Here is a 369-nt window from a genome sequence, read left to right as displayed (position 1 = left end):
TCTATAGAGCGTGAATTTAGCTCTGCGACCGGACTTAACTTCACCTTAGAAAATCTACAAAAAGTTAAAGATAGCTTTGAAAAAGATAGAGCAAATACCGCAAATATGCTTAAAGACACAGACGCATTAACAGCTATAAGAATTAATAAAAATGGCACATTTACCCTTAAATTTAACAGCGGAAGGGAGATAATCGTAAATGAGCTTTATAAAGATAGCGGTAAAGCCTTTGATATAGAGCTAAATTTAAATGCTAAATTCGCCACTCAAATAGAGCTAAATCAAGATATAGATTTGGTGGTGAGCGCAGCTAAAATCCAAGATAAAATCACAGGGCAAATCGAGATAAAATCCCTAAAAGATCTAGGC

At 34.7% G+C, this 369-nt stretch carries 1 pseudogene; it reads left to right on the top strand.

What is annotated here, in order from left to right:
* Positions 1-369, top strand: a pseudogene (locus CCAL9328_RS10780) (response regulator); the annotation flags it as partial.

Source organism: Campylobacter sp. RM9328, assembly GCF_012978615.1.
This window is presented reverse-complemented; position numbering and strand designations above follow the sequence as displayed.